At 72.8% G+C, this 24,257-nt stretch carries 23 protein-coding genes; 10 read left to right on the top strand and 13 right to left on the bottom strand.

The window, feature by feature from the left end; translation table 11 throughout:
- Positions 1-82 precede the first annotated feature (82 nt).
- Positions 83-1,720, top strand: a complete 1,638-nt coding sequence (locus AB0J80_RS21290) for an FAD-dependent oxidoreductase (protein ID WP_364707394.1) — start codon at positions 83-85, stop codon at positions 1,718-1,720.
- A complete protein-coding gene (locus tag AB0J80_RS21295; protein WP_364707396.1) occupies positions 1,717-2,913 on the top strand; it encodes an MFS transporter in 1,197 nt (398 codons plus the stop codon). The genes AB0J80_RS21290 and AB0J80_RS21295 overlap by 4 nt, the downstream gene beginning before the upstream one ends.
- Here AB0J80_RS21295 and AB0J80_RS21300 read toward each other — a convergent pair.
- The 3 genes from AB0J80_RS21300 to AB0J80_RS21310 are packed head-to-tail and all read right to left on the bottom strand — an operon-like array spanning position 2,888 to position 5,753.
- The gene (locus tag AB0J80_RS21300; protein WP_364707399.1) at positions 2,888-3,718 is read right to left on the bottom strand and encodes an ABC transporter permease; all 831 of its coding nucleotides are present in this window, start codon (positions 3,716-3,718) and stop codon (positions 2,888-2,890) included. The genes AB0J80_RS21295 and AB0J80_RS21300 overlap by 26 nt on opposite strands.
- Entirely contained in the window at positions 3,715-4,629 is a 915-nt protein-coding gene (locus AB0J80_RS21305; RefSeq protein WP_364707402.1) for an ATP-binding cassette domain-containing protein, read from the bottom strand. The genes AB0J80_RS21300 and AB0J80_RS21305 overlap by 4 nt, the downstream gene beginning before the upstream one ends.
- The gene (locus tag AB0J80_RS21310; RefSeq protein ID WP_364707404.1) at positions 4,626-5,753 is read right to left on the bottom strand and encodes a hypothetical protein; all 1,128 of its coding nucleotides are present in this window, start codon (positions 5,751-5,753) and stop codon (positions 4,626-4,628) included. Before AB0J80_RS21310 ends, AB0J80_RS21305 begins: the two co-directional genes overlap by 4 nt.
- 108 nt (positions 5,754-5,861) lie before the next feature.
- Here AB0J80_RS21310 and AB0J80_RS21315 point away from each other — a divergent pair, with 108 nt between their 5' ends.
- A complete protein-coding gene (locus AB0J80_RS21315) occupies positions 5,862-6,167 on the top strand; it encodes an STAS domain-containing protein (RefSeq protein ID WP_364707407.1) in 306 nt (101 codons plus the stop codon).
- A gap of 9 nt (positions 6,168-6,176) precedes the next feature.
- Here AB0J80_RS21315 and AB0J80_RS21320 read toward each other — a convergent pair whose 3' ends face one another.
- Positions 6,177-7,028: a polysaccharide deacetylase family protein gene (locus tag AB0J80_RS21320; protein ID WP_364707409.1), complete on the bottom strand. Its 852-nt coding sequence runs from the start codon at positions 7,026-7,028 to the stop codon at positions 6,177-6,179.
- A 140-nt stretch (positions 7,029-7,168) separates the two neighbouring features.
- Here AB0J80_RS21320 and AB0J80_RS21325 point away from each other — a divergent pair, with 140 nt between their 5' ends.
- On the top strand, positions 7,169-7,654 hold the full coding sequence (locus AB0J80_RS21325) for a hypothetical protein (protein WP_364707412.1): 486 nt from the start codon (positions 7,169-7,171) through the stop codon (positions 7,652-7,654).
- Positions 7,655-7,689: 35 nt separating this feature from the next.
- Here the strand turns inward: AB0J80_RS21325 and AB0J80_RS21330 are convergent, their stop codons facing one another.
- From AB0J80_RS21330 to AB0J80_RS21340, 3 genes are all read right to left on the bottom strand, one after another.
- On the bottom strand, positions 7,690-9,660 hold the full coding sequence (locus AB0J80_RS21330) for an ATP-binding protein (protein ID WP_364707415.1): 1,971 nt from the start codon (positions 9,658-9,660) through the stop codon (positions 7,690-7,692).
- A gap of 34 nt (positions 9,661-9,694) precedes the next feature.
- On the bottom strand, positions 9,695-10,672 hold the full coding sequence (locus AB0J80_RS21335) for a Ppx/GppA family phosphatase (protein WP_364707418.1): 978 nt from the start codon (positions 10,670-10,672) through the stop codon (positions 9,695-9,697).
- An 82-nt stretch (positions 10,673-10,754) separates the two neighbouring features.
- Complete coding sequence (locus AB0J80_RS21340; RefSeq protein ID WP_364707421.1) at positions 10,755-12,926, bottom strand: RICIN domain-containing protein; 2,172 nt, start codon at positions 12,924-12,926, stop codon at positions 10,755-10,757.
- 237 nt (positions 12,927-13,163) lie between these two features.
- On the opposite strand from AB0J80_RS21340, the gene AB0J80_RS21345 reads away from it, so the two are divergent.
- Both AB0J80_RS21345 and AB0J80_RS21350 read left to right on the top strand, forming a co-directional pair.
- Complete coding sequence (locus AB0J80_RS21345) at positions 13,164-14,588, top strand: cellulase family glycosylhydrolase (protein ID WP_364707424.1); 1,425 nt, start codon at positions 13,164-13,166, stop codon at positions 14,586-14,588.
- Between the two features lie 33 nt (positions 14,589-14,621).
- Positions 14,622-15,848 (top strand): ROK family protein, encoded by a 1,227-nt coding sequence (locus tag AB0J80_RS21350; protein ID WP_364707426.1) that lies wholly within the window; start codon positions 14,622-14,624, stop codon positions 15,846-15,848.
- Here AB0J80_RS21350 and AB0J80_RS21355 read toward each other — a convergent pair.
- From AB0J80_RS21355 to AB0J80_RS21375, 5 genes are all read right to left on the bottom strand, one after another.
- On the bottom strand, positions 15,802-16,497 hold the full coding sequence (locus tag AB0J80_RS21355; RefSeq protein WP_364707428.1) for a hypothetical protein: 696 nt from the start codon (positions 16,495-16,497) through the stop codon (positions 15,802-15,804). The genes AB0J80_RS21350 and AB0J80_RS21355 overlap by 47 nt on opposite strands.
- 469 nt (positions 16,498-16,966) lie before the next feature.
- Positions 16,967-17,146 carry a YegP family protein gene (locus tag AB0J80_RS21360; RefSeq protein WP_364707430.1) on the bottom strand — a complete coding sequence of 60 codons (180 nt, stop codon included), beginning with the start codon at positions 17,144-17,146 and terminating at the stop codon, positions 16,967-16,969.
- 120 nt (positions 17,147-17,266) lie between these two features.
- On the bottom strand, positions 17,267-17,938 hold the full coding sequence (locus tag AB0J80_RS21365; protein WP_364707433.1) for a DUF3618 domain-containing protein: 672 nt from the start codon (positions 17,936-17,938) through the stop codon (positions 17,267-17,269).
- The gene (locus tag AB0J80_RS21370; protein ID WP_364707436.1) at positions 17,914-18,333 is read right to left on the bottom strand and encodes a phage holin family protein; all 420 of its coding nucleotides are present in this window, start codon (positions 18,331-18,333) and stop codon (positions 17,914-17,916) included. Before AB0J80_RS21370 ends, AB0J80_RS21365 begins: the two co-directional genes overlap by 25 nt.
- Positions 18,330-19,052 (bottom strand): hypothetical protein, encoded by a 723-nt coding sequence (locus AB0J80_RS21375; RefSeq protein ID WP_364707437.1) that lies wholly within the window; start codon positions 19,050-19,052, stop codon positions 18,330-18,332. Before AB0J80_RS21375 ends, AB0J80_RS21370 begins: the two co-directional genes overlap by 4 nt.
- A gap of 149 nt (positions 19,053-19,201) precedes the next feature.
- Between AB0J80_RS21375 and AB0J80_RS21380 the strand changes: the two genes are divergently transcribed.
- The 4 genes from AB0J80_RS21380 to AB0J80_RS21395 are packed head-to-tail and all read left to right on the top strand — an operon-like array spanning position 19,202 to position 23,019.
- Positions 19,202-19,585: a response regulator gene (locus tag AB0J80_RS21380; protein ID WP_364707439.1), complete on the top strand. Its 384-nt coding sequence runs from the start codon at positions 19,202-19,204 to the stop codon at positions 19,583-19,585.
- Complete coding sequence (locus AB0J80_RS21385) at positions 19,582-21,678, top strand: ATP-binding protein (protein WP_364707440.1); 2,097 nt, start codon at positions 19,582-19,584, stop codon at positions 21,676-21,678. Before AB0J80_RS21380 ends, AB0J80_RS21385 begins: the two co-directional genes overlap by 4 nt.
- A 20-nt stretch (positions 21,679-21,698) precedes the next feature.
- On the top strand, positions 21,699-21,878 hold the full coding sequence (locus tag AB0J80_RS21390; RefSeq protein WP_364707442.1) for a DUF1059 domain-containing protein: 180 nt from the start codon (positions 21,699-21,701) through the stop codon (positions 21,876-21,878).
- 7 nt (positions 21,879-21,885) lie between these two features.
- On the top strand, positions 21,886-23,019 hold the full coding sequence (locus AB0J80_RS21395; RefSeq protein WP_364707445.1) for an EAL domain-containing protein: 1,134 nt from the start codon (positions 21,886-21,888) through the stop codon (positions 23,017-23,019).
- Here AB0J80_RS21395 and ligD read toward each other — a convergent pair.
- Positions 23,000-24,187, bottom strand: coding sequence for a non-homologous end-joining DNA ligase (ligD, locus tag AB0J80_RS21400; protein WP_364707447.1), 1,188 nt, complete (start codon positions 24,185-24,187; stop codon positions 23,000-23,002). The genes AB0J80_RS21395 and ligD overlap by 20 nt on opposite strands.
- Positions 24,188-24,257: the final 70 nt, after the last annotated feature.

Here is a 24,257-nt window from a genome sequence, read left to right on the forward strand (position 1 = left end):
TAGCTTGACATGTGTCTAAACGAGGGGCAAGGTTGACGAGCCACTTCGACGGCGATCAAGTTATGAACGGGAAGGAACGCTCATGGACAAGGACCAGATCGGGCCGTGCTGCGGTACGGCGGAGGCCGCCGCTCGGGCAGGCGCCTGCTGCGACCCCGCGGCCAAGGCGGACGCGGTCGCGACCGGCGCCTCGTGCTGCGGCGCCGCGTCGGACGCATCAGTGCCGGCTGATAAGCGGGCGGATCCGGTCGTGATCATCGGAGCTGGACCCGTGGGGCTGGCGGCGGCCGCACACCTGACCGAGCGAGGGCTGCCGTTCCTCGTGCTGGAGGCCGGGCCGTCGGCCGGAGCTGCGGTGGCGCAGTGGGGACACGTGCGCCTGTTCTCCCCCTGGCGCTACGACATCGACCACGCCGCGCGCCGGCTCCTCGCCGAGGCGGGCTGGGCCGAGCCGGACCCGGAGGTCCTGCCCACCGGCGACGAGCTGGTCGAGGCGTACCTGAAGCCGCTCGCGAAGCTGCCGGCCCTCGCCCCGCACGTGCGCTACGGCGCGCAGGTGGTGGCGATCGGGCGGGTGGGCGTGGACCGCGTCAAGACAGCCGGACGCGAGCAGGCGCCGTTCGTCGTACGCCTGGCCACCGGCGAGGACATCCGGGCCGCGGCCGTCATCGACGCCTCGGGCACCTGGCGCACCCCGAACGTCCTCGGGGCCAACGGCCTGCCCGCCCACGGGGAGCCTGAGGCGGCGAAGCTGATCGGCGACGCGCTGCCTGACGTGCTGGGTGCCGACCGCGGACTGTTCGCCGGCAAGCACACCGTCGTCACCGGCGCCGGCCACTCCGCGGCCAACACCCTGCTCGCCCTCGCCGAGCTGGCCGAGCAGGTCCCGGGCACCCGCATCACCTGGGCCACCAGGGGCGGCATCGACCGCGCGGTCGGTGGCGGGGACGCCGACGCGCTGCCGGGCCGGGGCGCGCTGGGCACGGGCGTCAAGCTGCTCGTGCAGTCGGGCCGGATCGAGCTGGTGACGGGGTTCGCCGTCACGGCCGTCCGTACCGCCGAGGGACGCGCCGAGCTGATCGCGGACGACGGGCGCACCCTGACCGCCGAACGGATCGTCGCCGCGACCGGGTTCCGGCCCGACCACTCGATCGCCGGTGAGCTGCGGCTCGACCTCGACCCGGCGCTGGGCTGCACCCGGGCGCTCGCCCCGCTGATCGACCCCAACGAGCACTCGTGCGGCACCGTACGCCCGCATGGCGTCGACGAGCTCACCCAGCCGGAGCCCGGCTACTACGCCGTCGGCATGAAGTCCTACGGCCGCGCCCCCACGTTCCTGCTCGCCACCGGCTACGAACAGGTCCGCTCCATCACCGCCGCCCTCGCCGGGGACTGGGTCGCCGCCCGGGACGTGCAGCTCGACCTGCCCGAGACCGGTGTCTGCTCGGCCACCCTCGGCGCCAAGGCAATGCTCGACGACGCCGCCACCCGATACAGGCTCGCCCCGGACGTCCCCGGCCGGCTCATCTCGGCCGCGCTGAAGCACCTGCCGGAGGCCGGCACGGTGGCCGCCGCCGCCCGCGCCGGAGCCGCCGAGGTCGGCATCGACCCCGCCGTCGCGGTGCAGCTCGCCGCCCTGGCGGGCAACCAGTTCGACATCGTTGCCGAGGCCGCCGAGCCGGAGGTCGTCACCTCCGGCGGTGGTGGTTGCTGCGGGTGACCGGCAGCCGATTGGTCGCCGGGCTCGCGATGAGCCAGACCATCGGCTACGGCTGTCTCTACTACGCGTTCCCGGTCGTGCTCTCCCCCATCGCTGCGGACCTCCACGTCAGCACCACCGCGGTCACCGGCGCCTTCACCGGCAACGTCCTGACCGCGGCGGTGCTGGCTGTCCCGGTCGGCCGATGGCTCGACCGTCACGGCGGACGTGGCCTCATGACCGCGGGGTCCCTGCTCGGCGTGCTCGCTCTGGTGATGTCCAGCGTCATGGACCACCTGTGGCAGCTCTACGTCGTGCAGATCGGCGCCGGCGCCGCCGGCGCCGCCAGCCTCTACGAGGCCGCATTCGCCGTCATCATCGCCGGCACGGACAGCCGGCGGCGCGGCAGTGCACTCCTCGCCCTCACCGCCGTGGCCGGCCTCGCCAGCACCGTCTTCCTTCCCCTGACCGGCTGGCTCACCGACATCCGAGGCTGGCGCACCGCCCTGGTGGTCCTCGCCGCCGTCCAAGCCGTCACCGTGCCGTTGCACGCCTTGACCATCGGACGCCCGTTCCACAGTGACCTCACGACATCGCACCGGCCCCGGGCAGCTGTCAGCACCGCCCTGACCGACCGGGCATTCTGGTTGCTCGCCGCGGGATTCACCGCCCACACCGCCGCCGTCAGCGCCCTGACGGTGCACCTGGTCGGCGCGCTGGTCGCCTGGGGGCACCGGCCCGCCTTCGCCGCGACCATCGCCGGCCTGCTCGGCGTCCTCTCCGTCGCCGGGCGTCTGCTGACTTCCGGCTTGCAGCGGCGCTACCGCGTCGGCACCGTCACGGCCGCCGTCTTCACCGTTCAGGCCCTCGCCGCGCTCGCCATGCCCCGGATCGGCACCACCACGGCGGGAGCCATCGTCACCGTCGCCGGCTTCGGGATCGGCTTCGGCGTCGCCACCATCGCCCGGCCGCTGCTCCTGGCCGAACGCTACGACACCGGCCGCTACGCCACCCTCGCCGGCGTTCTGGTCATCCCCGCAACCCTGGCCAAAGCCGCCGCGCCACTGGCCGCCGCCTGGCTGCACGCCACCACGACGGGCTACACCGGTGTCCTCACCGGAGTTGCCGCCTGCTGCGTCATCGCAGCAACCGCCATCGGTGCGGCCACCCTACGGGCCGCGTCTCCGGCTAGCTGCGTACGTCGCGGGTCATGAAGTTGGCCCAGGCGGCGCCCAGGAGGACGACCAGGTAGACCAGTTGCAGGGCGGCGCCGCGCTCGATGTCCCGCCAGAGGATGGGGTCGCGGTAGAAGTCGATCCAGGCCAGCCAGTAGCGGGTCGGCAGGTACGGCCGCACCGAGGCGGCCGCGTCGAGGGTCACCAGGACCTGGCTGGCGACCAGGACGGCGAGCGATCCCATCGCCGCGCCGAGCGCCGAGTCGGTCACCGTGGACAGGAAGAGCGCCAGCGCCGCCACCCCGAGCATCGAGACGGTCAGGTACAGGACCGTGCCGAGCAGCCGCATCGCCAGACCCGCCGGGGTGATGGCGACCCCGGACAGCGACGTGACGTCGGCCGGCAACGTCACCGACCCCTCCGGCTCGGCGTCGAACAGGGCCGTGCCGGTGAGGTACGAGGTGACCAGCACGGTGCCGATCGCGAACAGGACGAAGACGATGAGCGACACCAGCTTGGCCACCAGGAGCCTGGTGCGCCCCACCGGCCGGATGAGCAGGTAGCGCAGCGTGCCGGCGGCCGCCTCACCGGCCACCGCGTCGCCGGCCAGGACGGCCACCGACACCGGCAGCAGCACCGGCAGCACCAGCGCCATCGCCGCCGCCGGGTAGAGCGCGCCGTTGCCCAGAACCGCGGACAGGAAGGCGCCGCCCTGCCCCGGCGGGGGCGGGATCCGGGTGGTGGCCAGGAAGACCGCCACCGTGAACGGCAGGGCGCAGAGCAGGGCCGCCATCACGTACGTGCGGGGTCGGCGGAACAGCTTCGCCAGCTCCACGCGGATCATGCCGTGCTCCCCTCGACCCGGTCGGAGCTGGTGGTCGTCGCCGCCATGACCACCTGCTCCAGCGAGCGCTGCTCCGGCACCAGCCCGGCCACCCGGATGCCGGCGGTGACCAGCGTGGTGTTGAGGTCGTGGGGCGCGTCGTGGCGTACGGTCAGCCGCTGCCCCTCCCGGTGCTCCACCCGGCCGTCCAGCAGCGCGCACGCACGGTCGCCGTCGGGGGTGTCCAACAGCACCCGGCCGGTCGGCCCGCGCAGCGTGGCCAGGTCGTCCTGGAGCACCATCCGCCCGCGGTCCATCACGCCCACCCGGGTGCAGAACGCCTCGATCTCGGCGAGCAGGTGGCTGGAGAGCAGGACCGTGGTGCCGCCCTCGTTCAGCTCGGTGAGCAGGTCGCGGACCTCACGGATGCCGCGCGGGTCCAGGCCGTTGGTGGGCTCGTCCAGCACGAGCAGCCGCGGCCGGCGCAGCAGAGCCGCCGCCAGGCCGAGCCGCTGCCGCATGCCCAGCGAGTACGCGCGGACCGGACGCCCGTCGATGCCGGCGAGCCCGACCCGTTCCAGCGCCTCACCGATGCGCCGCCGCCGGTCGCGCCGCGCACCTCCGGGACCGGCCGCGTCGAGCAGCGCCAGGTTGGTACGCCCGGACAGGTGCGGGTACGCCCCCGGCCCCTCGACCAGCGCCCCCACCTGCGGCAGAACCTCCTTGACGCGCTTCGGCATCGGCAGGCCGAACACCTCGATCTCGCCGCGGGTGGCGTACACGAGGCCGAGCAGCATCCGGATCAGCGTGGTCTTGCCGGAGCCGTTCGGGCCGAGCAGGCCGTACCGGTCCCCCTCGCGCACCTCGAGGGCGACGCCGTGCACCGCTGTCACCCGGCCGTAGGTCTTGGTGAGGTCGCGGGTGACGATCATGCGGCGACCCCCGCGAGCTCGGCGGCGACGCGGGTCAGCATCGGCGGGTCCACGAAGCCGGCGACGAACCAGGTCCGGTCGGCGCGGACCACGAGGATGTGCAGCGGGTTCGCCGCGATGAGGACGGCGTCCGCGCCCGGCACGTTCAGCCGGCTGCCCCAGCGGGCGGCGTCGCCGTACACGTCGCGGCCGAGCCGGCCGGGCAGCCCCGCGACCACGAACCGGGCCAGGCCCGTCCCGTACGCCCCGAACGCGGTCACGACGCCCGAGTCGGGGCTGCGCGGCTGCCCCGCGAGCCGGGGCGGCAGCGTCGTCGAGTCCCACCGGGCGAGGGAGCTCACCACGTCGGCGGCGGCCGTGGAGGTGAAGCCGGTGCCGGGGCTGCGCGCGGGTGGCACGAGCACCGCGGCGGGCGGTTCCGCGAGCGTCACCTCGAGGAACCGGGTGACGAAGACGGGACGCCGGGCGCCCCGGGCCGTGACCTCCACCCGCACCGGAAGGCCGGTCTCCGGATCGGCCCAGATGTCCGCGTGCGCGATGGTGGCGCCCGCGGCCGCCGGGACGATGCGCAACCCCGCCGCCACGGTGCCGGCCACGCGCCGGGACGGCAGCGCCTCGATGCGATCGCCGGTGGCGAGGCTCAGCAGGCGGCGCGCCAGCTCGGGCGGGGTCACGTCGGCCGGGCGGGGAAGGTGCACCGGCTGCTCGCCCACGATCTCGGTGAGCTGGTTGTCGCCGTAGTCCCAGGCGACCTGACCCTCGGGTGTCCGGTACAGGTCGCGTTCGGTGCCGGGGCCGAGGACGTCGACGCGCCAGCGGTCGGGTGCGGCGTACCAGACCCGCATCTCGGTGGTGCCGCTGAGCACGTCGGTGACCCGGTCGAGGCCGGGCAGGCGGGGCAGGCCGAGGGAGCCGGCGCTCTGGGCGTAGCCGTGGAAGGGCCGCACCGCGGAGGCCGTGATGCGGTCGCGCAGCGTGCCGGCGGCCACCGCGGTGGCCGGCACCGGCCGATGGGCCAGCACGACGGGGATGGCGGTCAGCACGACGATGAGGGCGGCGACGAGGCTCCACCGGCGCCGGGCCTGCCCCCGGACCGTGCGGCCCGTCTGCCGGAGGTCCCTCATGCTGCGAATCTACGCCGGAGCGGCGGACGGACGCGCCGTGGAACGCGCGCGCGATGTGGTTAGCTGACCCTGATCGAGGCGAGCGGAGGACGGGTGCCGGTGGATGTGGTGACCGAGTCACACCCGGGCAGCGCCGTCCGTCTCACGGTCACCGGCGAGATCGACATGGCCACCGTCGGCGCCCTGGAGACGGCCCTGCGGGACGCCTTCGCGGTGCCGGACGCGACCGGGGTCGTCGCCGACTTCGCCGGGGTGACCTTCTGCGACTCCTCGGGGGTCGCCGCCCTCGACCGCGCGTACGCCGAGGGCGTCGCCCGGGGCATCACCTTCTGCCTGACCGGTGTGTCCGGAACGGTGCGGCGGGTCCTCGAGATCACCGGGATGCTGGACGCGCTCACCGACCCCGGCTCGTGAACCGGCGGGTCACCCCTTCTGCGTCTTCGTGGGCTGAGCGCCGGGCTGGTGCAGCGCCACGAACCGGTAGCCGCGGGCCTTGAGGGCGGGGATCACCGTCCGCAGCGCCGCGTACGTCTGGGACCGGTCCCCGCCGCCGTCGTGGCAGAGCAGGATCTGGCCGGGCCGGGCGGCCAGCAGCCGGCGGGTGATGGCCGGTACGCCCGGACGCGACCAGTCGCGGGGATCGTCGCTCCAGTCCAGCGGCACCATCCGGGCCTTGGCCGCGCCCGCCAGCAGACCCGGGGACCAGTCGCCGCCGGGCGAGCGGAACAGCGCCGGTGCCTGCCCCGTGGTGTCGTAGATCTTGTTCTGCGCCCGGTCCAGCTCCCGGTGGACCTTGGCCTGCGGCAGCCGCGACATCCGTACGGGGTGGCTCCAGGTGTGGTTGGCGACCAGGTGGCCGTCGCGCACGACGTCGCGCGCCACGGCCTCGTGGCCCAGCACCTGGTTGCCGATCATGCAGAACAGCGCCGGCACGTGGTGCTTCTGCAGCAGGCGCAGGATCTTCGGCGTCCACAGGGGATGGGGTCCGTCGTCGATGGTGAGCGCCACCGCGTCGCCCGGGAAGGCCGGACCGGGCACGACCCGCCGGTAGTCGCGCAGGGTGAACACCGGACGCTTCAGCACCGGTACGGCCGGGGTGCGGGCCGGAGCCGGCTTCACGGGCTGCTGGGGCGTGGCCGGACGGGGGGCGGTGGTGTACCGGGGCCGGCGGGGTTGCGGGACCGGGGCCGAAGCGGCCAGCATCAGCGCGCCGGCGATGGCCGGACCGGTTCGCAGCAGCCGGCGGCGGGAGACCTCCGTCCGTGGGTTGATCATGGCAAACCAAGCTAGCAAATATGGACAAGGTCGAATCGTCCCGTCCTGACCCTGTTTTCAGGTGCTACCTGGCGTCATCACAGGTTCCTGACAGGTCCACCGCCGACCGTGATGCTGACCACTGCACACGGAGGTACGACGTGAAGCGTTCGACGAAACTCACCACCGCCGTCGCCGGCATGGCCGCGGCCGGTACGGCCGGCGTCCTCGGGCTCGTGCTGGCCGGCCCCGCCCAGGCCGAGCCGAGCCCCTCGGCGTCGGGCTCCCCGTCCACCTCGGCCCCGGCGAAGAGCCAGGAGGACCGCGACGCCGCCCGGGCGCAGCGCCAGGACGAGCTGGCCGGCGCGCTCGCCACCGAGCTGGGCATCGACAAGGCCAAGGTGGCCGCCGCGCTGGAGAAGGTGCAGACCGACCTGCAGGCGAAGGCCAAGGCCGACAGGACGGCGCAGCTCAAGACGCGCCTGGACGAAGCGGTGGCCGCCGGCAAGCTCACCAAGGACGAGGCCGCCGCCATCCTCAAGGCGGCCGAGTCGGGCGTCCTGCCGCCGGGCGGCCCGGGAGGCGGGCCCGGAGGCGGCTTCGGAGGGGGCTTCGGCGGGCACGGCCGCGGCGGCTTCGGCCGCTGACCCGGCGCGTCCGGGCTCCGGCAGCGGGGCCCGGGCTAGCCGTGCAGGCGGGGCAGCCGGACCGTGACCGTGGTGCCCGCCGGCTCATGGCGGCTGAGGGTGATGGTGCCGTGGTGCCGCTCCACCACGGCGCGGCACAGCGCCAGGCCGAGGCCGTTGCCCGGGATGCCGCTGTGCCGGGCGTTGTCCCCGCGGTAGAGCCGGCGGAACAGCGCCGGCCGGTCGTCGCCGGGCAGACCGATGCCGTTGTCCGTGACCGTGAGGACGATGGTCTCGTCGTCCCCGGTCAGGTCCACCGTGACGGTGGAGCCGTCGGGGCTGAACTTGACGGCGTTGTCGACCAGGTTGTCCACGACCTGCCGCAGCCGGTCGGAGTCCCCGGTCATGGTCAGTCCCGGCATCAGCCTCGTCTCGAAGGTGATGCGGCGCTCCCCCGCGGCCGCGACGGCGGCGCCGGTCACCTCGGTGAGGTTCACCTCGCCGACCGTGATGGTGCGGTGCCCGGCGTCGAGCGCGGCGAGGTCCAGCAGCTGGTCGACGAGGTCGCGCAGCCTGCGGCTGTTGCGGTCCACCACCTGGGCCAGCTCGCGCAGGTCCGGGGTCAGGCCGGGCGCCTCGGCGAGAAGCTCGATGTACGCGCTGATCGACGTCAGCGGCGTACGCAGCTCGTGCCCCACCAGCGCGACGTACTCGTCCGTGGCCGCCGCGAGATGGTGGGCCAGGTCGTCGGCCCGGTGCTGCTGCACGTGCGCCCCGATGCTGCCCGCGACGCCGGTCAGCAGCAACGCCAGGGCCGGCTCGGGCTCCTGCTGGTCGTACGAGAAGAACGTCATGACGCCGGTGATGTGCTCGCCGCTGCGGACCGGCACCGCTCCCCCGGCACGGAACTCGGTGGCGGCGACGACCTCGGGCAGCACCGGCGAGTCCTCGGCGTGCAGGTCCGTCACCCACAGCAGCTCCCCGCGCTGCCAGCACTGACCGGCCAGGCCCTCCCCGCGGGCCATGCTGGCCGGGATGGGCAGCGGCCGCTCATTGGGCCCGGTGTACACCGCCTCGACGCGCAACCGGTCGGTGACGGGGTCGACCAGCCAGAGGCGCACGGTGCGCCAGCCCAGCATGTCGCCGACCGTACGCACCACCTGCGCGCGGGCCTCCGCGGCACTCGTACTCTCCGCGAGGGCCTTGAGCACCTCGGTCTTGCACGCCTGGTAGAGGCGCGACCGGTAGGCCAGCGTGATGTCCTGCACGGCGGCGACCGCGCCCACCACCGCCCCGTCCCAGTCGCGGACCGGGCGGGCGTTGATGGTCAGCCAGCGCTGGCGGCCGTGGCGGTCGGTGGCCAGCAGGCCGCTCTGCTCGACCACCTCGCCGGCCAGGGCGCGGGTCATCGGCAGGTCCTCGGCGCTGAGCTCGGTGCCGTCGTGGTGACGCAGCGCGAACCGCTTGGCCCATTCGTCGAGCGGGACGGCCTCGCTGGTGTCGCCGAAGAACTCCCGCACCGTCGGGTTCAGCAGGATCATCCGGCCGTCGGCGTCGCAGGCGGCCAGCCCGGTGTCGACGCTCTGCAGCAGGGCCTCCACGAAGACAGGGTCCAGCGCCGCGTCCTCCAGCAGGGGCATGTGCGCCGCCGGCGACCGCGCGGAGGCCTCGCCGAGGTGCGGAGACAGCGCCTTGCCCAGTTCCTGGAGGGTGAAGGGCTTGCGGATCACCGCCGTGGCGCCGGCCTCGCTCAGCCGGGTGTCACCGGGCAGCGAGAAGGCGGTGACCAGCACGATCGGCACGTCGGCCAGGTCCGGGTCGGCGCGCAGCGCCCGGCACAGCTGGAGCCCGTCCATCTCCGGCATGTCCACGTCGGCGACGACCAGGTCCGGCCGCCGGTGCGCGGTCGCCAGCAGCGCCGCGCGGCCGTCGCCGGCCACCATGACGTCGTGCCCTTCGCGGCGGATGACCCCTGCGATCAACCGCTGGTGATCCGGGTCGTCCTCCGCGACCAGTACCGTGGCCATCCTTCCACCCTAGGCCGGAAAGCGGCGAAACATGCTAAATCGCCGCCAGAGGAGGGGGCCACGACGTCCACGCGGCGTTGCCGAGCTCCGGCTGGTACGCCTCCAGCCGGCGCAGGAGGATGCCTTCGCGCAGCCCCCAGGGACAGATCCGGACGGAGTCGACGCCGAGCCCGCGCATCACCTCGTACCCGACGATGGCGCCCGCGAGGATCTGCCCGGCCCGGTGTGCCGACACCCCGGGGAGCCGCTGCCGCTTGGCCGCCGGCAGGCCGGCGAGCCGGTCGATCCACGGCCGCAACGTCCGGCGCTGCAGCTCCCGGACCACGAACGGCCCCCGGCGCAGCGGCGCCGACCCGGTGAGCCGGGCGAGCTGCTGAAAGGTCTTGGAGGCGGCGACGGCGGTCCGGGGCGCCTCCCAGGAGCCGTGCGCGGCGATTCGCCGCACCTGGTCGCGGACGTGTTTGCGCAGGTTGCGGACCGCCCGGCGGGACGGCGGGTCCCCGTCGCGCAGGAACTCGCGGGTGAGCCGCCCGGCGCCCAGCGGCAGCGACAGCGCGGAGTCGGGCAGCCGGTCACGGCCGAAGGCCACCTCGAGCGTGCCCCCGCCGATGTCCAGCAGCAGCATCGGCCCGGCACTCCAGCCCAGCCAGCGCCGCGCGGCCAGGAACGTCAGCTGCGCCTCCTCCAGCCCGGACAGGGTGCCGAGCCGGATCCCCGTGGCGGCCTGGATCCCGGTCAGCACCGCGTCCCGGTTGGGTGCGTCCCGCACCGAGGCCGTCGCGTACGCGAAGAGGAAGTCCACCCCGGCCCGCCGGATCTCCCCGGCGGCCTGCTCCACCGCCGCGACCAGGCGGCGGCGTCCGCCGGGCGCGATGGTCCCGTCCGGGCCCAGCCGCTCGGCGAGGCGGGTGTGCAGTTTCCAGCTGTGCGCCGGCAGCGGCACCCCGCCGTCGGCGTCGATGGCCACCACGTTCACCGTGTTCGAGCCGATGTCCAGTACCGCCAGACGCATGGCCGCCGCCTACCCACGATTCACGTTCTCTCACCTGGCGGTCCGGCCGCCGGGTCACCCCGCCGGCCGGACCGCGGCGAGGTCACGGGCCGGTCGTGAGGTACGTGACCTGGTGCCCGCTGTTGACCGCGGCGCCCGTGTTGTTGATGACGTGCGAGATCGTACCGGTGCCGCCCAGCGACACCGTGACCATGTCGGTGAACCTGATCCCCGGCTTGGCCGGCACCTCGAAGGCCCGGGCGTTGACGACGGCGGGGTTGACGTTGAAGTAGCAGTAGCTGCCGAGCCCCCACGCCTGGTGGTTGGTGACGGAGTCGGCCACCTTGTACGCCGCCCAGCCCTGCGTCGAGCCGTTCATGTACGCCGCCTGGTTCGGCGGGTCGTACGGCATCTCGTTCTGGTAGAAGTACGTGCGCCCGTTCTCGCCGTTCCAGACGGTCTGGTACTTCTGGTAGTGCTCGACGAACAGGCCGTAGAAGGTGACGTCGTCGCCGTTGACGGTCAGGCCGTTGTCGGCGGTGTTGATCGTCCAGCCGACCGTGCCGCTGTTGCCGTGGTCCGCCCGCCAGATCCACGCGTGGTCGCCGATGACGTCGTCACTGTTGATCCGCAGGCTGACCGATGCCTTGCCGGCGATCGCGCCGCCGATGCGGAAGAACACGTCCGAGAGCACCGTCGGGTTCGCCGAGTGGTCGGCCGACGCGCCGTTCGGGCCCACCTCCATGAGCACCGGGGAGTTGGTGGTGCCGGCGTCGAAGAGCAGGCCGGCCACCCGTACGCCGTCGACGTCGGCCACGTTCATGGCCACGACGCCGTTGTCCGGCACGAAGGTCGCCAGCCCGAGGCCCAGCACGACGGTGTTGGCCCGGGTGACGTTGATCGGCGCGTTGAGCCGGTAGACGCCCGGGGTGACCAGCAGGTTCTTGCCGGATGCCAGGGCGGCGTTGATCGTGGCGGCAGTGTCGCCCGCCTTCACCACGTAGAACGTGCTGATCGGCAGCGAGGTGCCCGCCGGGTTCCCGTTCGCCCAGGTCGTCCCGGCGGAGTTCGTGCGCACCGACGGCACCAGGACCTGGTAGGCGCCGGCCGAGTCGACGTACAGGAACGGCTTCTCGGCGACCTTGGGGGTCTGCCCGACGGTGGTGTACGGCGGGCTCGGGAAGCTGTTCGCCGGGGCGCCCTGGGCCCCGACGAAGACCTGGTTCCAGTTGGAGCCGGTCCAGCTGCCCATCGTGGAGTTGCGGGTCAGCCACTGCTGCTGCGTACCGGACTGGATCTGTCCGTCGATCCTGGTGTCGGTCATGAAGCCGCCCGACGACCAGCCGCCGTCGGACAGGGCCAGGTTGCCCCGGACGTGCATGCGCCGGTAGGGCGCCGCCTGGGAGACCGCCCACCGGTCGAGGCCGCCGGTCGGCGTGACGGACAGGCCCTCGGCCGAGCGCCAGAAGTTCTGGGTCGCGTTCTGCGAGCCGTCCGGCCACCAGTCCGCCTCGGCGTGCACCCGGCCGTTGATGGTCACCGCGTCCGGCGTCAGGCCCAGGCCGGCGACCTGCGTGAAGAAGCCGACGTTGGCGTCGACGTTGTAGCTGCCCGGCTTGAACAGCAACGCGTACCGGGCGTTGCCGAACTGGTTGGCCACCTGCTGGTTGAAGACCTGGTTGAGCCGGTTCTGGATGGTCGCGGCGGACATCGACGGGTCGAAGACCGTCACGTTGGGCCCGAGGTCGGGGTTCTGCGGGTTGGGCGGCACGGTGGTCGGCGGGGTGGTCGGTGTGCCGGACGCCGTCCACTTCTGGTTGGCGCCGCCCGTGCACGACCACAGCTGCAGCCGGGCGCCGTCGGCCAGGTTGTTGTCCTTGATGTCCAGGCACTTGCCAGAGGCGGTGTTCACCAGGTCCCGGCCGGCGGTCAGCGTCCATTTCTGGCTCGCCACGCTGTCGTAACACGTCCACAGGTGCGCGACCGCGCCGTCAGTGGTGGCGCCGTTGACGACGTCCAGGCACTTGCCTTGCGACTGCACCGACCCGTTGTCGGCGAGGGTCCATTTCTGGCTCGCCACGCTGTCGTAACACGTCCACATGTGAACGACCGCACCGTCGGCGGTCGAGTTGTCCGCCACGTCGAGGCACTTGCCGTTCGCCGCGCTGACCAGGGATCCGGTGGTGGCGGCGAACGCGTCGGTGATGCCGGCGATGCCGAGCGCACCGACCGCGAGGGCGGCGCCGAGCCCCGCAGCGAGTCTGCGTTTCTTCATGACGTCCTTCTCGGGGAAAGGAGGTGGGGGGACGTCAGTCAAAACGCGTTACGTCATCGAGTCAAGACGATGAACCGCATTTAAAGAAAACCTGCGAATGAGGTCTGGAGAGCGCTCTCTCGCCATTCCTGAATGACTCACGACGTCGCTCGGGACTGTCCGCAGCGGCCGGCTCCTGCTAGCCTGCCGAGCAAGCTTACCCTTATTTTTAGCTTGAACGAAACCCCGGGAGGCCCGATGGGTCACATCCGTACGCGCGGAGCCGAGATCGTCGACGCCTCGGGCCGCCCGCTGCTGCTGCGCGGGGTCGGCCTGGGCAACTGGCTGCTGCCCGAGGGCTACATGTGGCGGTTCGGCGACGGCCTCGCCTCACCCCGGCAGATCGAGGCGCGCATCGCCCGGCTGATCGGCGCCGACGCGGCCGCCGACTTCTGGAAGAGGTTCCGCGACGTCTTCGTGGCCGAGGACGACATCGCGCGCATCGCGGCCCTGGGCTTCGACCACGTCCGGTTGCCGATCAACTCCCGAGTCGTGATCACCGACGACGGCGAGCTGCTCGCCGAAGGCTTCGCCCTCATCGACAAGCTGATCGACTGGTGCGCCCGGCACGGGCTGTGGGTGCTGCTCGACCTGCACGGGGCGCCGGGAGGCCAGACCGGCACGAACATCGACGACTCGCCTCACGGCAAGCCCGAGCTGTTCATGGAGGAGCGCTACCGGCGGCTGACCGTCCGGCTCTGGCGCGAGATCGCCCGGCGCTACCGCGGCAACCCCACCGTCCTCGGCTACGACCTGCTCAACGAGCCGCTGCCGGAGCAGTGGCAGCACGTCTACCCCCGCGAGCTGATCGAGCTCTACACCGAGCTCACCGCCGCGATCCGCGAGGTCGACCCGGACCATCTCATCATGTACGAGGGCCCGCAGTGGGCCACCGACGTGTCGGTCTTCACCGAGGTCCTGGACCCCAACTCCGTGCTGCAGTTCCACCGCTACTGGTGCGCGCCGGAACGCGCCAGCATCGACGACTACCTGCGCGCCCGCGACCGCCTCGGCGTGCCGATCTACATGGGCGAGGGCGGCGAGAACACCCCGGAGTGGATCTACACCGCCACCCGGCTCTACGAGCAGCACGGCATCGGCTGGAACTTCTGGCCCTGGAAGAAGCTCGGCACCCGCACCTCGCCCGTCTCGGCCCGCGTACCCGACGGCTGGGAGCGGATCGCCGACCCGGCCGACGACGTGGACGCCGCGACCGCGCAGCGCCTGCTCGACACCATGCTGGACAACGTCGCCCTGGACCGGTGCGAGGTCCGCGACGACGTCCTGAACGCGCTGTTCGGCCGGGCACCGCTGCGCCTGCCGGCGTGGGGCCACGCGGAGACCGGCCCGGCCGCGCCCAGCCGCTTCGCCGGCCACGACGAGGCCACGCTCGAGGCGATCTGGCACCACACCGCCGGAGAGCCGTACGCCGACCCGCTCGCCGTCACCCTGCAAGCCGGCGACGAGCTGCGCTTCCCGCTCGCCGCCCGCCCCGCCGGCTGGACGATCGACGCCGCCGACCCGGCCGCCTTCGACGCGCACTGGTCCGGCGACGCGCTGGTGATCCGCGCGACGACCAGCGGCGAACTGCGGGGACTGGACCTCACCGGACGAACCGGGTAGACATAAGCGCAGGTCGTGGCTGTCGGAGGCATATTGGGCGTCAGTTTCACCTCGGGTCGCCAGCGGCTGGTCGTCCCCGAGGCATCCACCGTGACGTCGCTGCGCCACCGCAACCGCTCGCTGGTCCTGCGGCACATCATCCTGGCCCGGGAGACCACCCGGGCCAAGCTCGGCCGGCTCTGCGACCTCTCCCCCGCCTCGGTCACCAAGCTGGTCGGCGAGCTGATCGCCGAGGGCCTGGTCCAGGAGAACGGCTCCGTCGCCTCCCGCGGCGGCCGGCCCATCGCGCTCATCGGCCCCCGCCCGGAGGCGGCCTACTCGGTCGGCGCCGACATGGGCGAACGCGGCGTCGCGGTCGAGCTGTTCGACCTCACGATGAACCGCGTCGACCGCGAGTTCCGCGGCGGCCGCGAGCAGGAGGACGCCGAGACCATCGCCCACGACCTGAGCGACGCCATCGCGGCCCTGCGCGAGCGCAACCCGCAGGCGTGGACCCGGCTGCTCGGCGTCGGCGTCGGCCTGCCCGGCCTGGTCGAGACGGACGCCGACGGCAAGCAGGTGCTCTACGCCCAGTCGCTGGGCTGGCCGCCGGTGCCGGTCGAGCGGCTGGTCACCGCCGACGCCCCGGTTTTCGCGGAGAACGGCGCCAAGACCCAGGCCAAGGCCGAGCTGTGGTTCGGCGCCGCGCACGAGGTCGAGCACTGCCTGGTGGCCCTGCTCGGCCGCGGCGTCGGTCTCGGCGTCGTCAGCGACGGCCGCCTGACCCACGGGTACGCCGGCAGCGCCACCGAATGGGGCCACACCAAAGTGGAACGTGGCGGGCGCCCGTGCCGATGCGGCGGCCACGGCTGCGTCGAGGCGTACGCGGGCTCCGACGCCATCCTCACCGCCTGGCGCGACCAGGGCGGCGTCTTCGACGGCACCGGCTGGCGCGCCATCGGCGCCTTCCTGGAGGCGGCCGAGACGGACCCCGCCGCCGCCCGGCTGCGCGACGAGGTGATCGACACCCTGGGCATCGGCCTGGCCAACATGGTCAACCTGACCAACCCCCAGCGCATCATCATCGGCGGCTGGGTCGGCCTGCGCCTGATGGAACGCCTCGCGGAGCCCCTGGAACAGGCCATCCGCAAGCACAGCCTGCTCCGCCCGGGCGCCCAGTTCGACCTGCGCCCCTCGACCTTCGGCGGCGACGCCGTGGCCCTGGGCGCGGCCATCATGCCGGTGGAGGCGATGATCGCCGCCGAGACGACAGCGACCTGACCGGGCATCGAGCGGCCTTAGTCGCGGCGCGCCGCCGGCGAACGATGACGGTGACGGCAGCCGTCGCGACGAACAAGCCGCACGCGGCGGCGATGGCTCTGTCCCGGCCGGCCCGGTGCCGGATGGGCAGCACCTCCTCGTCGAAGGTCCGCTGGGTCGACGCGTCGTGCACGCGCTCGTCAGCCTTCATCACGGTCATCAGACGCCTCTCCGCAGCGATCACCGGGTCGGGTCCTGCGGTGACGGGGGCGGGGCGGCCGTCAGCGATGCTCAGCTCGCGAAGGCACACGTTCAGGAACTGCGTCCACGCGTCCAGGAGCTCCGGGTCAGTGCCGGTTCCTGGGAACCCGCGCCTGAAATCCCTGTCGAGTTCGATGATCCACTTCGTGCTGTACGAGCTGGTGGCCACCGCCCGAGTGCGCGCAACAAGCGCCTCGTCTCGCAGGTTCTGGACGCCCGCCTGCAAGCGGGCTTCGTCGTTGCGGTACGACGTGTCCCTCAGACTCCTCTGGTACAGCTTCTCGTCGATCTGCGATTGCTCCGTCAGGCTGGTCAAGCCCATGCTCATGAGCGCGGCGAGCAGCGACAGAGCGATAGCGACCGCCAGGGCGACGAGGGGCCGGTTGCCCGCGGCGTCACCTCGCCGCATCCTTCTCACAGTCGCTCCACTCGACGCCCGGACTCCGGTGCCGATCGTCCGGGGACTACGCCTCAGTGAGCGGACTGCCGCAATGCTGACCTGTCGTTGAGCGAATCTTGAGGCTACTTCAGCCGGCTCAGTCCGAACACCTGCACCGAGGCCGGGGCCGGGGGTCGCCGGGGCGCTGCCCGGAGGCGAGCGCTATGTAGCCGTTTCTCCAGCGGCAGTGGGCCGACGGCTTCGTAGCCGTTGCAGGGCGGGTCAGGAGAGCTCAGCCCGGCCAGAAGACGACGAAGGCCCGGCCGGCCCGTACCTCGGGGTACCCATCGTCATCGCCGCCCCTGTCGTGGCCCTCCCCCGCGCGCGTCGCGGGGTGTCCCGGTCAGAGTGACGGGAGGGTTCGCCTACCGAGGGGAGTTCGTCAGCTCAGGGATGGTGCATGGGCGAAACGAGGGACGAGGCCGGGCCGGGCGCCGTCCTAGTTGGACGTCTGGTCGTCCACGGTTGCGCCGGGCGCGTTCTTGCGGATCGATTCGATCGTCTCCAGCGCGGACGCCTTGCGGGTGTATGTCTCGCTGGTCGCCACCGTCTGGCCGTTGCTCGCGACCATGTTGAAGCGGAACTGCCCGTTGCTCGACTTCTTCACGATGAACTTCATCGGTGATCACCTCCTGACCAGCTGATACCCGATGCCGGACCGCACTGAAACCAGGAGTTCACACCTTGCGCAGCGACAGGCCCGCGGTACGACCGCGGGCCTGTCGGGTGGTACGACGGGTCAGGAACGGGCTTCGCTGAGCGCGCGCCTGCTCTGCTCCTGTGCGTCCTGCGCCGACGACTGAGCCTGCTGCTTCGTCGTCTGGGCCGCGTCCTGCGCGGTCTCCTTGAGCTGGCCGACGGCCTCCTGAACGGTGCCGGACAGCTCGTCCTTCATGCCCGCGGCGACGTCCTTCACCTTGTCGGTCAGGTCGCCGCTGTGCTCCTTGAGCTGCTCACCGGCGCGCTTCTCGGCCTCGGTGACCGGGATCAGGGTGGCGGCCAGCATGCCGACGCCGAAGGCGATGATGCCGGCGGCGAGCGGGTTGCCCTGGGTCTGCTGGGTGACGGCCTGCGGCGTGCCGCGGACCGTGTCGGCGACGTTGTGCGCCGCGTCCGAGGCCTTGTCGCCGAGCTGCGACGCCTTGTCCGACGCGATGCCGCCCAGCTGCGACGCCTTGTCGCCGAGCTGCGAGGCCTTGTCCTGCACGGTGCCGGCCGCCGAGTGGGCGGCGCCGGAGGCGGCGTGCCGGGCGTGGTCCGAGGTTCCCATGATCTTCTCCTTCACCGCGGTCCACCGCCGCTGCGCGACGCGCGTGGGGCTGGTCTTCTCCGCCAGCAGGTCCACGTCGCGCGTGAGCGAGGCCCGCGTCTGCTCGATCTCCTGCCTCAGCCGGTCGGGTTCTTGAGCCATTGCGCGTCCTCCTTGATCGTGTCGACGGTGCGGTGCGGTACGGGATCGACGGTCTTGAGCTTCTTGCGGCCGTTCAGGGCGAGCACCGCGCCCGCGGCGCCCCAGAGTGCCGCGACGATGAGCGCGGCCCAGCCGAGGTCCATCACGTTGCCCAGCGCGAACACCAGCGCGAAGCTGAGCAGCACGATGGTCATGTAGCCGGCGAACGCGGCGGCGCCGAGCATCCCGGCGGCCTTGCCGGCCTTGGTGGCCTCCTGCTTGAGCTCCGCCTTGGCGAGCTCCACCTCCTGGCGGAACAGCTGGGAGAGGTCGTTGCTGACGTTGCCGATCAGCTCACCGATGGAGGTGGAGCCGACGTCCTCGCGGTGCTCGCCGCGGTGGGCGGTCGCCGTCATCGGGTCCCTCCGGGCAGGTCGGTCGCGTAGCCGTTGTCGGCGACGACGGGAGTGCCGGTGCCGGTGGCGGCGTACTGGGTGGAGCTGCCGTAGGTGGTGCCGGTGCCGTACGTGGACGCCGGGGTGTAGCCGGTGGTCCCGTACGACTCGGTGCCGTACGACGGGGTGTCGGGCGTGCGGGAGACGAACGCGTCGCTCGCCGGCTTGCCGTCGTCGTCACCGGCCTTCACCACGCCCTTGCCCAGGCGCCCGACCACGAAGCCCGCGGCCAGGGCGGTGGCAAGGAAGGCGCCGGGACGACGGCGGGCGAAGTCGGTGACCTCGCGCAGCACTCCGTCCGGGCCGTTGCGGTCCAGGTAGTCGGCCAGCTGCCGGCCGCCCTCCGCGACCCGGGAGACCACGGCCGCGGCCGGGGAGTCCTGCCGGTCGCCGCGCATCTCGTCGAGGTGGTCGGCCGTCTCACGGATGGTGCTCACGAGCTTGTCGCTCTGCGTACGGGCCTGCTCGCCGACCTTGTCGCGCAGCTCGGCCGCGACCGTCCGGGCCTGGGTCCCGGCCTCCGCCGCGACCCGCTGGGCCTGGTGCTTGGCAGTGCCGGCGACCTCGCTCGCCGCCTGCCCGGCGGCCTGGGCGCTCTGGCCCGCCGCCTGTCTGGCCGCCGACGACGCGCCCGCGTGCGTGCCGTTCGGCGCGTACGGGTCCGCATATACGTCAGTCATATCAGCGCCTCCTCCTGAAGGTGATCGGCAGTGTGGTGCGGTCCTCTGCCTACCCACCGTGATCCACTGCAATCCTTCTCCACCGGGTGAAAGCGATCTCAGCGTCCGCACGCATGCTGCCGATAGGAGTTGCGAAGGGGGTGCGGCGAATGGCACGGCTGCTGGTGGTCGACGACGAACCCGACATCTGCGCCCTGACCGCGCGTCATCTGGTCCGGGCGGGTCATCAGGTGATCTGCGCGCACGACGGGCCGACCGCGCTGGCCGAGGTGGCGGTGCACGGCGCGCCGGACGCCGCCGTGCTCGACGTCGACATGCCCGGCATGGACGGCTTCGCTCTCCTCGAGCGCCTCCGGGAGACCGTCCCCGGCCTGCCGACCGTGTTCGTGACGGTCCTGTGGGACGCCGACGTCCTGGCGTCGGCCGCCCGGTACGGCGCAGGCTACGTCGCGAAGCCCTTCTCGCCGGCGGCTCTGCACGACGCACTGCACGACGTGACCTCTCGCGCCCGCCGGCGGCCGGAGACGCCATGATCACCCTGCGCGGCTCGCTGGGGCGTACGGCGGTCTTCACGGTGCTGTACCTGGCCGCCACCTGGCTGGGCCGGCAGACGATCCTGGACGGCACGAACCTCAGCCTGGTCTGGCCCGCCGCCGGAGTCTCGGCCGTCTGGTTCCTCACCCAGTACCGCTCGCGGTGGCGATGGGTGGACGTGCTGGCGCTGTCGGCGGTGACGGTCACGGTCAACATGGCGACGGGTGCGCCCGCGCTGCTCGCGGTGCTTTTCGTCGTGGCCAACCTCGTGCAGGCGGGGCTTTTCGCGTACCTCTTCCGGCGCTGGCTGCCGCACCTGTGGGGCGGTGGCGGTGACGAGCCGCTGGCCCGGCTCGGCGAGCTGTGGCGCCTCACCGTCTGCGCGTTGCTCTCCACCGTCGCGGGTGCCGCTGTCGGACCGACCGCCGGCTGGATCGTCAACGGGGTCTACTCGTGGCCGGGGGCGGCGGTCTGGATGACCCGCAACACCGTCAGCATCCTGCTGATCGGCGCGGCGGGCTTGCGGCTGGGCCACGCGCTGCACCGCTGGCGCGCCGAGCGCCGGGCGGGACGGCGCTCCGCGATCCCGGCACCCGGCGGCGTGCGGCTGCTGGAGTACGTCGCCGTCATCGTGGTCTCGGCGCTCACGTACACCGTGGCATTCGGCGTCGACCACGGGCTGCCCCTCGCGTTCCCGCTGCTGACGATGACCGTCTGGGCCGGGCTCCGGCTGCACACCGGCTTCGTGGTGCTGCACGACCTGGTCTTCGGCGCGGTCGCTGTGCTGTTCACGCTGCACGGCGACGGGCCGTTCGCGCACATCGGCGACAACGCGGTACGGGCGCTGGTCGCTCAGGCGTTCGTCGGCATGGTCGCCGTCGTCGGTCTCGCCCTGGCCCTCAGCCGTGACGAGCGGGCACGGCTGCTCGCCGACCTGCGCGCCTCCGAGAAGCGGGCCGGCGACCAGGCGTCGATGCTGGTGACCATCGTGGACAGCATGGCCGAGGGTCTGGTGGTCATGGACGACCGCGGCCGGCTCATCCTGCGCAACCCGGCCGCCGTCCGGCTGATGGGCGGTGTGGTCAGCACCAGCGGCCACATGGCCGATGCCGGCTTCTACGGCCTCTTCCACCCCGACGGCACCCCGCTGGGCACCGACGAGCTGCCCTACCGGCGGGCCGCGGAGAGCGGCGAACCACACAGCATGGACATCGTCGTCCGCAACGCCAGCGTGCCGGACGGACGCATCCTGCACGTGGCCGCCACCCAGATCCCACGCCTGGTGGACGGCCGCCCCTGCACGGTCAGCATCTTCAGCGACGTCACCGCCGACCGCCGGCATCGCGACGAGCTCGCCTCCTTCGCCGGCGTCGTCGCCCACGACCTGCTCAACCCGCTCGCCACCGTCGAAGGCTGGTCCGACGCCGCCGTGTCGGCCCTCGAAGAGGCCCCGGAACACGCGGCCGTCGAGGACGCCCGCGACGGCCTGCGCCGCATCCAGCGCGCCGGGACCCGGATGCGCAACCTCATCAACGACCTGCTCGCCTACACCACGGCCCGCGACGCCGCCCTCGCCACGGTCGACCTGCCGCTGGGCGCCGTGGTCGCCGATCTGGCCACCGCCCGGGTCGACCAGGCGCAGAGCGGCGGCGGCCCGGTGCCCCGCTTCCACGTCGACGAGCTGCGGCCGGTGCACGCCGATCCGGTCCTGATCCGGCAGCTGCTCGACAACCTGATCAGCAATGCCATCAAGTACACGGCGCCCGGGGTCACCCCCGAGCTGCGGGTCACCGCGGTGGACGGCGGGTCGGGGCAGGTCGAGGTGCGGATCCGCGACAACGGCATCGGCATCCCCGACGGCCAGCACGGCCGCGTCTTCGACAACTTCCACCGCGCCCACCGCACGGCCGGCTACCAGGGCACCGGCCTGGGGCTGGGCATCTGCCGCCGGATCGTCGAGCGCCACGGCGGGACGATCACCGCCGAACCGAACCCGGACGGGCAGGGCACCTGCATCCGGTTCACCCTCCCGGTGGCCGTCTCCGCACCGGCGGGCGGCCCGCAACCCGCCCGGACCCTCAGCGAGACCTGATCACGACCGAAGAGAAGGACATGAAGACCTTTGCCTGCGGTGACGTCGTACCCGGCTGCGACGCGCGGTTCGTCTGTGACACCGAGGACGAGATCCTGGCGGCGGTGGCCCGGCACGCCGCCGAGGACCACGGTCTGACCACCGTGCCGCCGGAGCTCGTCGAGGCCGTCCGTGCCGCGGTGCGGCCCGTGCGGGTCTAGAGACGCCGTGCCGGCCGAGGAGCCTCCGCCCGACTGGCCGGGGATGCTGCGCTCGGCGATCGCCGGGCACGGCCTGCACGCCGTCTACCAGCCCATCGTCGACGTCGCCCGCGGCGTCGTGGTGGGCTACGAGGCGCTGACCCGGTTCGCGGGCCATCCGGTCCGCAGCCCCGAGCCGTGGTTCGCCGCCGCCCACGAGCACGGCCTCAGCGCCGAGCTGCAGGCCGCCGCCCTGCGCGCCGGGTTCGCGCAGCGTGCCTCGCTGCCCGCCAACTGCTTCCTCACCGTCAACATCGGGCCCGAGGTGCTCGACGCCGACGTCGTCCGGGCCGTGTGGCGTGACCAGGGCGACCTGCGCGGTGTCATCGTCGAGCTCACCGAGCATGTCGTCATCGACGACTGGCGGGGGCTCGAGCCCGACCTCAACCGCCTGCGCGCGGCCGGCGCCCTGCTCGCCGTCGACGACGCCGGGTCCGGGTACGCCGGGCTCACCCGCCTGCTCGCCCTGCGCCCGGCCATGATCAAGCTGGATCGTGCTCTGATCGTCGACATCGACCACGACGAGGCCAAACGCGCCTTGGTGGAGATGCTCGGCATCTTCGCCGGCCGGATCGACGCCTGGCTGCTGGCCGAGGGCATCGAGCGGGCCGGCGAGCTCACCGCGTTGGCCGACCTCGGCGTACCGCTGGCGCAGGGCTACCACCTAGGCCGGCCGGCGGCGCCCTGGGCTCCCGTCGTGCCCGACGTCGCCCTCGCGCTGGGCACGCGCAGCCGGGCCGGGACCGGCCACACCCTGCGCCGGCACCTCGAGCATCCCCCGGTGGTGACCGACGCCGCGATGGCCGGCGCCGCCTTCCACGACGCCGCAGTCGACCTGGTGGTGCTCTGCGACGACCAGCAGCGCCCGGTCGCCGTGCTCGACGACCGCAGCGCCCCGGTGCCCGTCATCACGCCCGCGATGCGGGTCAACGTCGACTCGCCGGTCGCCGAGGCGGCGTTGCGGGCCATCACCCGTACCGATTGGGCGCAGCCGCTGTTGTGCACCGACAACGCCGGACGCTACGTCGGGGTGGTCCGGATGCCCCGGCTGATCCACGCCATCAGCACCGCGGACGACCCGGTCACGCCGTCGCGGACGTGACCCCCGTCGCCGGGTGCAGGTCGGCGAGCCGCACGCCCGCCCGGGTGAGGATCGCCTCCACGTCGGCGATCTCGGGGATACGGTCGATCACGTCGTCGCCGTGGGTGATGCGGCAGAACGTGACCGGGCCCTGCCGGATCACCTCCACCAGCCAGCTTCCGTCGGCGGTGGTCATCGCCATCTCGACGTCCTCGCCGGCGGCCCCGGGCCAGGTCTGAGCCGGGCGCTTGTCCAGCCGCAGGCCGCGCCAGGACGGGTGCCGCATCCGGCCGTCGGACGTCCAGTTGCGGAACGCCACCTCCCCCACCACCTCGGGCTCGACCCAGAGGGCACCGCGGACGAACTCGCGGGGGATGCCGGGGACCGGCGCCGACGACCGCGCGATCGGCCGCAGCATGTCCTGCAGGTGGGTCAGCATCTGCTGGGTGAAGCCGGTGCCCACGCCGCCCGCGAAGGACAGCCTGCCGTCCGGCCCGGCCACCGCCAGCAGCAGCGAGCCGATGGTGCCGGCGCGGCGGCCCTGTCCCGGCTTGTAGCCGATGATCACGACCTCCTGGGTCCGGTTGAACGGCACCTTGATCCAGTCCCGGGACCGGCGGCCCGGCTGGTACGCCGACGACAGCCGCTTGACGACGATGCCCTCGAGGCCCTGCGCCTCGGCGGCGGTCAGCACCGCCTGCGGGTCGGCGTCGACGAAGTGCGGGGGTACCCGGACCACCTCGGAGCTCAGGCCGAGGCCGGCGAGGAGGGCGCGGCGTTCGGCGTACGGGAGCTGCAGGGTCGCGACGCCGTCGAGGTTGAGCAGGTCGAAGACGTAGTAGACGACCGGCACCGCCGCCACCAGGGCCGGCGCCGGCTGCGCCACCTGCATGCGCTGCTGCAGCCGGCCGAACGAGGGGCGGCCGGCGGCGTCCAGCGCGACGAGCTCGCCGTCGAGGACCAGCGAACGGGCGCCGGCCAGGTCGCTCAGGCTCGCGAGCTCCGGGTACGCGCCGGTCAGGTCGTTGGCGTTGCGGCTCTGCAGGCGTACGGCGCCGTCCTCGGCGTACGCGACGCAGCGGATGCCGTCCCACTTGAACTCGATGGCCTGCCCCGGTCCTCCTGGCGGCGCGCCGAGGGTGGCCAGCATCGGCGCCACCGTCTCGGGCAGCGGCGCACGGGCGGTCACGCGAGGCTACCCTGCGGTGGTGTCGCGGACCCGGTCAGCGCCGTCATGATCTCCAGTGACGTCCCTGCGG

This window comes from Actinoplanes sp. NPDC049548, from assembly GCF_040676695.1.
In the GTDB taxonomy this organism is placed as follows: Bacteria; Actinomycetota; Actinomycetes; order Mycobacteriales; family Micromonosporaceae; genus Actinoplanes.

Excerpts from the sequence above, each read along its gene's own strand:
- AB0J80_RS21290 (WP_364707394.1), top strand. The coding sequence starts at position 83 with ATGGACAAGGACCAGATCGGGCCGTGCTGCGGTACGGCGGAGGCCGCC.
- AB0J80_RS21300 (WP_364707399.1), bottom strand. The coding sequence starts at position 3,718 with ATGATCCGCGTGGAGCTGGCGAAGCTGTTCCGCCGACCCCGCACGTAC.
- AB0J80_RS21305 (WP_364707402.1), bottom strand. The coding sequence starts at position 4,629 with ATGATCGTCACCCGCGACCTCACCAAGACCTACGGCCGGGTGACAGCG.
- AB0J80_RS21310 (WP_364707404.1), bottom strand. The coding sequence starts at position 5,753 with ATGAGGGACCTCCGGCAGACGGGCCGCACGGTCCGGGGGCAGGCCCGG.
- AB0J80_RS21320 (WP_364707409.1), bottom strand. The coding sequence starts at position 7,028 with ATGATCAACCCACGGACGGAGGTCTCCCGCCGCCGGCTGCTGCGAACC.
- AB0J80_RS21330 (WP_364707415.1), bottom strand. The coding sequence starts at position 9,660 with ATGGCCACGGTACTGGTCGCGGAGGACGACCCGGATCACCAGCGGTTG.
- AB0J80_RS21335 (WP_364707418.1), bottom strand. The coding sequence starts at position 10,672 with ATGCGTCTGGCGGTACTGGACATCGGCTCGAACACGGTGAACGTGGTG.
- AB0J80_RS21340 (WP_364707421.1), bottom strand. The coding sequence starts at position 12,926 with ATGAAGAAACGCAGACTCGCTGCGGGGCTCGGCGCCGCCCTCGCGGTC.
- AB0J80_RS21345 (WP_364707424.1), top strand. The coding sequence starts at position 13,164 with ATGGGTCACATCCGTACGCGCGGAGCCGAGATCGTCGACGCCTCGGGC.
- AB0J80_RS21355 (WP_364707428.1), bottom strand. The coding sequence starts at position 16,497 with ATGCGGCGAGGTGACGCCGCGGGCAACCGGCCCCTCGTCGCCCTGGCG.
- AB0J80_RS21360 (WP_364707430.1), bottom strand. The coding sequence starts at position 17,146 with ATGAAGTTCATCGTGAAGAAGTCGAGCAACGGGCAGTTCCGCTTCAAC.
- AB0J80_RS21365 (WP_364707433.1), bottom strand. The coding sequence starts at position 17,938 with ATGGCTCAAGAACCCGACCGGCTGAGGCAGGAGATCGAGCAGACGCGG.
- AB0J80_RS21370 (WP_364707436.1), bottom strand. The coding sequence starts at position 18,333 with ATGACGGCGACCGCCCACCGCGGCGAGCACCGCGAGGACGTCGGCTCC.
- AB0J80_RS21375 (WP_364707437.1), bottom strand. The coding sequence starts at position 19,052 with ATGACTGACGTATATGCGGACCCGTACGCGCCGAACGGCACGCACGCG.
- AB0J80_RS21380 (WP_364707439.1), top strand. The coding sequence starts at position 19,202 with ATGGCACGGCTGCTGGTGGTCGACGACGAACCCGACATCTGCGCCCTG.
- AB0J80_RS21385 (WP_364707440.1), top strand. The coding sequence starts at position 19,582 with ATGATCACCCTGCGCGGCTCGCTGGGGCGTACGGCGGTCTTCACGGTG.
- AB0J80_RS21390 (WP_364707442.1), top strand. The coding sequence starts at position 21,699 with ATGAAGACCTTTGCCTGCGGTGACGTCGTACCCGGCTGCGACGCGCGG.